The sequence below is a fragment of the Sphingomonas sp. Leaf257 genome (assembly GCF_001422185.1).
Classification (GTDB): domain Bacteria; phylum Pseudomonadota; class Alphaproteobacteria; order Sphingomonadales; family Sphingomonadaceae; genus Sphingomonas; species Sphingomonas yabuuchiae.
In genome coordinates, this window is record NZ_LMMH01000026.1 from 1 (window position 1) to 5,605 (window position 5,605).

Below are 5,605 nucleotides of genomic sequence, written 5' to 3' on the forward strand. Positions count from 1 at the left end.
GGTAAGTGACCCCGGCGTAGACGGCATTCCCCGGTTTCCAGCGCTTTGCAAAGGTCGGGGAAGGCGCGTTTGAAACGCTGGTGCGGGTCGCGTCGACGGTGGAGGCCGCGACCACTGCCCTGACCGCGCTGGGCGGCGCGGCGCAGGCGCTGGGCATCGACGCGAAAATGGGGCTGGTCGGGCAGTTCGATAGTGTCAGCGCCTTCAGCAGTGCCACGGACGCCTATCTTCAGGCTTATTACAGCAAGGCCGAACAGTCAGCCGCCAAGACCGCCCAGCTGGGGCGTGTGTTCGACAGCCTTGGCCTGTCGATGCCCGCCAGCCTGTCGGCCTTCCGCTCGCTGGTCGAAGCGCAGGACCTGACCACGGCGGCCGGACAGGCGACCTATGCCACGCTGCTGAAGCTGGCGCCTGCCTTTGCCGATCTGCAATCGGCCTTGGAGGGCGTGAAAAGTGCGGCTGATATCGCCAGCGAACGCGCCGATTTGGAGCGTCGCCTACTGGAGGTGCAGGGCAATACCGCTGCGATCCGGGCGCTTGATCTGGCCAAGCTGGATAGCAGCAACCGGGCATTGCAGATGCAAATCTGGGCCATTCAGGACGCGCAGGAAGCGGCCAAGGCGGCCGATGAGCTTCGGAAGGCTTGGTCCGATGTGGGCGACAGCATCATGGATGAGGTCAAGCGTATCCGGGGCCTGACCGAGGCGGGCGGGGAGGCCAGTTTCGCCAGCCTGATGGGGCAGTTCAACGCCGCCAATGCGTCGGCGCGGGGCGGCGATCAGGATGCGGCCAAGCTGCTGCCCAGCCTGTCGCAGTCGCTGCTGACGGCTGCGGCCAATGCCGCGACCAGTCGGCAGGAACTGGACCGCGTGCGCGCCCAGACCGCCGCCCAGCTGGAAGCGACGTGGGCGGCCATTCAGGGGCGCAGCTTCACCCCCGTGACCGGCAGCACGCTGGTCGCGGGTTCGGCCTCGCCCATGCCGGGCGTCGACGCGGCGCAGCCGATGGCCCCGGCCAATGACGATCTGGTCGCCGAACTGCGCCAGCTGCGGGACGAAGTGGCGCAGCTGCGGCAGGACAATAATGCGGGCCATGCGGCGACGGCCAGCAACACCGGGGGCATCAAAAAGACGCTCGATACCGTCACCGCCGAGCATGGCGGGCAAGCGGTCAGCGTGGCGGGAGCGGCGGCATGATGGAAGTTGTAACCGCCTCCGGCGAGCGGTTCGCGCTGGGCGAGGTGGAAGCGTCGGCCACGGTCGGCATCATCGACTATAGCCGCCGCGTCACCGATGATTTCGGTGTCACGACGGTCGTGCAGCGCGGTTTCGCGCGCCGCATGTCGGTGCGGCTGGCCGTGCCATCCGATGACGCTAGCGCGTTGCAACGGCGTCTGGCCGATCTGCGCGCCACGTCCGCGCGCTGGATCGCGGATGATCGGTTCGACTGGTTGAGCCCCACCGGCTTCTACAAGGATTTCGATATCGACATGGCGGTCCCGCCATTGTCCTATTGCACCTTGTCGGTGGAGGGGCTGGCCCAGACCGAGGCCGGAGCCGATCCGGGCGGCGATCCCGCGCCGGACGGCCGCCCGTCCACGCTTCAGCTGCTCCAGCCCTACGCCGTCACCGAGGCGATCCTGACCGCCTCCAGCGTGGCGGAAGATGATGCGCCCGCTTGGGCGGCCGCGACCGGCTATACCAAGGGCGCAAAGGTGTTGCGNAATGGCTCGATACCGGCCCGTCGAAGCGCTGGGCACCATTTGACCAGGCGCTTGGCACCGTGGCGCAGGCCGATGGCCAGATGACCATGCGACTGGAGGCGGCGCGCATCGAGGGCGTGGCGCTGCTCGACGTGAAGGCCGCGACGGTGCGCGTGCAGGCCGATGGCTATGACCGGACGCAGGCCGTGACCGGCGGGGCCGTCACCTTCCTTGATCTGGGCGGCACGGGCCGGGTCACGGTGACGATCGCCGGGGCGGGCGCGGTGACGGTCGGCACGCTGCTGATCGGCCGTGTCGTGGCGCTGGGCACGACCGAGGCGTCCCCAACGGCCGGGATCACCGATTTCAGCCGCAAGACGGTCGACGACTTCGGCGAGGTGACGATTGTGAAACGCGGCTTTGCCAAGCGCATGACCGCTAAGGCGCTGATCCGCACGGACGCGCTGGATATCGTCGCCAATCGCATCGCCACGGTGCGGGCGATGCCGTCGCTATGGATTGGACAGGATGGGGTCGACTGCCTGACCGTCTACGGCTTTTTCCGGGATTTCTCGGTTGAGGTCGGACCGGGGGTTTCGAAGCTGTCGCTGTCGATCGAGGGCCTGAGCGCGGNTCGACTGCCTGACCGTCTACGGCTTTTTCCGGGATTTCTCGGTTGAGGTCGGACCGGGGGTTTCGAAGCTGTCGCTGTCGATCGAGGGCCTGAGCGCGGCCTACAAGACCGCGCCGCTGGTCAGCTGGCCCGATCTGGGCGACCCTGACGGCACCAAGCCTGAAGACAACGCGACCAACGGCGCGACGGGCAACGCGCCGATCGGCGGGGTGAAGCAACCTGACGGCACCGTGCAGGGCGCACGCCCGGCCGCCACGGTGCTTGCGGATCTCCAGTTGAACGCCCTGACGATCGCGGCCGAACAGATGCGCAATGGCACATGGCGGGTCGAACAGGATCGCATCAACACCAATGCGGACGGGCTGACGTGGCGGCAAGTCACCCAACAGCTAGGGCTGATCACGGAGTTGCATCAGGCGTTCATTACCGAGCAACGGACGGTCGACAGCGAGGGCAACGCCAAGGCTGTCCTGTCCATCCGGGGTGACAAAGCGATTACCGGCTTTGTGGGAATGGCCGGGGGCGGGATCGGCAAGTTCAAGATTGTCGCCGATGAATTTAGTGTGGCCGATCCTGACCCGAACGGCATCGGCGAAATCTATCCGCTGATCATCAAGGATGGCGTTGCCTATTTCGACCATATTAAGGTTCGCCAGCTGGATCGGGACGTGGCGAGCACCGAGAATATCCAGTCGGATGCCATTCAACAGCACTATGGTTCGGAACTGGCGGCCAATGTCGCCTTGCCACAGACCAATGGGCAAAAGACCCGTTATCTAAGCGTTGTCGCCAACAAGCGGCTCGCCGAGAGTTCGCTGCGGATAGAGGCGCTGATGCGCCCGCGCCCCGGCCGGGACTATGCCTGTACCTTCCAGATTGGCCGCACCACGAACGGGCAGGACGTGATGATGGATGTCGTGTCCTATTGGGTCACGGCGTCAGTCATCAATGACTTCCGATCGGTCCGCGTCCCCTTTCCCTATAACCGGACTTTCGGGGCTCTGCCCGCCGGGCAGCATACGTTCTGGATCGAAGTCGTCGCCTACGGCGGGGGCAATGACAGCGGTTTCATGGAAGCCGGTTCGAATTTCGACATTGTGGAGGTCAAACGATGACGCTGTATCTCATCAGCGGTGCGGACGGTGAACCGCGCCGGAAAATCTCATGCCCGCCAGCCGAAATTGAATTGCAGCTGGTCGACGGTGAGACATTCGAGGAAGTGGACCCGCTGGTCGACGGCTTTGGGCTGACCACGCCTCCGGGTGACGCATGAGCGACGATCAGTCCAGTTTTGCCGAACTGGTGGCCAAGGCCGGGGCCGGGCTGGCGGCATGGCGGCGCTCGGTCGCCGAACTGGACGCATGGCGGGCTGGCACCGCCAGCGGTGGGCCGAACGGGGACGGCGCTTATCCCATGACCGGGGCGGATGATCAGGTGAAACTGATCCCCTGCCCGGCCAAGATTGCCACGCTGATGCCCACCGGCCAGCCCGTCGACCTGATCCTGCAATGCTATGCCGATCAGGCGGTGGTGCGTGTCGGCTCGCGCCTGNAAGATTGCCACGCTGATGCCCACCGGCCAGCCCGTCGACCTGATCCTGCAATGCTATGCCGATCAGGCGGTGGTGCGTGTCGGCTCGCGCCTGTCGCCAGTCCGGGTTGCCCGGCCGTTGACGATCACCGGCCTACGCGCGTCGCTGGTCCTGGCTGATCAGTCCCCGGCCGAGACGGGCGGCCTGCGCTTGGACGTGAAGGTCAACGGCGCGTCGATGTTGTCCGCGCCCCTGCTGATCAAGCCCGGCCAGCTATCGAGCCGGGCGGCCGGTACGGCGCAGCCGGTGATTTCCGCATCCGCGATCCCGGACGATGCGGAAATCTCGGTCGATGTGGTGGCCGAGGGCTTGGGCGCGCGGGGCCTGCGGGTCATGCTGGTCGGGAATTACGCATGATCNGGACGATGCGGAAATCTCGGTCGATGTGGTGGCCGAGGGCTTGGGCGCGCGGGGCCTGCGGGTCATGCTGGTCGGGAATTACGCATGATCATTCAGGCTCCCAAAAGCCTGTCGGCCCTCCGGCTCGACTTCGCGGGCACCGCTTACGCTGCTGGCGACCGGGCGTATCCAAGCGCGGGGGCCATCCCCGAAGTGCGGATATCCGGGCCGGGCGGCATCGCCCTTGCGCTGGACGGAACGCTGAAGCTGTCGCCTGCCGGACAGCCGATCGTCGCGGCGGGGGCCGGGGTGGCACTGGAGCCGCCCGCGACCAATCTGCTGGCCATGAGCAACGCCGCGCCTACCTCCACGGCCGGATGGACCTTGCTCAGCAACCGGCCGACAGACGCCACCATAACACTGGTCGACGATCGCGCGGCGATGGACGCGGCGGGCATCTTCGCGCAGCTGCTCGCGGCCGGGGTGATGAACGGCAAGGCGGTGCGGTTCTACAACCCCTCCCCCGATACCGAATTTGCTTCGCGCAGCTGCTCGCGGCCGGGGTGATGAACGGCAAGGCGGTGCGGTTCTACAACCCCTCCCCCGATACCGAATTTGCCATCCCGTTTTTCGGCGCTAGCGGCGCGGCCTATGCGATCAGCGCCTATGTCCGGTGCCTGAAGGGCGGCGGCTATATCACCGTCACCGGAGGCGGCGGCCAGACGCCCATCTTTACCAATGGTGGGTGGCAGCGTGTCGGCCGGGTCCACAATGCCGGGCAACAGGCCCGGTTGGTCGTGCGGCCCCAATCGGAAGTGCTCGTGATCCTCGCGCAAGTCGAGACCGCCCGGATTACCAGCCCCATCGTGGTGTCGGGCCAGCCTATGACACGAAGCGCCGCGCCCCTGCTGATCGTGGGCGGGCACCTGTTCGGCCGCCCGCATACCATCGTGCTGGAGGTGGAGTTTGCGCGGCAGGACAATGCCGAACGGACGATGCTCCACCTGACCAATGGTGCGGGCGAGGGCTGCACGCTCGCCCGCACCAACGACAACGCCCTGACAGGCACGCAGACCGGCAGTTTCCGCCGCCCCTGTGTTCCCCGGCTGACCGGGCCGGGGCGGGTTCGCATGGCCCACCGTGTCAGCCCACGGGGCCAGACGATCGGCGCGGCGGGGCTGCTCGCCCACGCGCCGTTTATGGAAGCGGCCACCGGGCTGGACCGCGTGGCGATCGGCGCACGGGTGGACGGCACCTTGCCGATGACGGGATGGGTTCGCTCGGTCGAAATCCTGTGCGAGGTCGGGGACGACGACTTGGAGGCGATCGTGGCCGGACC

4 protein-coding genes and 1 pseudogene are annotated in these 5,605 nt (G+C 66.6%); all 5 read left to right on the plus strand.

All coding sequences use genetic code 11. The features are described 5' to 3' along the window. Nucleotides 1–80: 80 nt before the first annotated feature. Complete coding sequence (locus ASF14_RS12805) at nt 81–1,196, plus strand: hypothetical protein (protein ID WP_056435520.1); 1,116 nt, start codon at nt 81–83, stop codon at nt 1,194–1,196. Between the two features lie 2,251 nt (nt 1,197–3,447). Next, nucleotides 3,448–3,609 (plus strand): hypothetical protein, encoded by a 162-nt coding sequence (locus ASF14_RS21560; protein WP_156361180.1) that lies wholly within the window; start codon nt 3,448–3,450, stop codon nt 3,607–3,609. Beyond that, nucleotides 3,606–3,887: pseudogene (locus tag ASF14_RS22325) on the plus strand (hypothetical protein); the annotation flags it as partial. The gene ASF14_RS21560 and the pseudogene ASF14_RS22325, both read left to right, overlap by 4 nt. Before the next feature lie 484 nt (nt 3,888–4,371). After that, complete coding sequence (locus tag ASF14_RS12830) at nt 4,372–4,833, plus strand: hypothetical protein (RefSeq protein ID WP_056435536.1); 462 nt, start codon at nt 4,372–4,374, stop codon at nt 4,831–4,833. Continuing rightward, the coding region (locus tag ASF14_RS12835) for a hypothetical protein (RefSeq protein ID WP_156361181.1) at nt 4,833–5,605 on the plus strand (773 nt) is incomplete at its 3' end. The genes ASF14_RS12830 and ASF14_RS12835, both read left to right, overlap by 1 nt.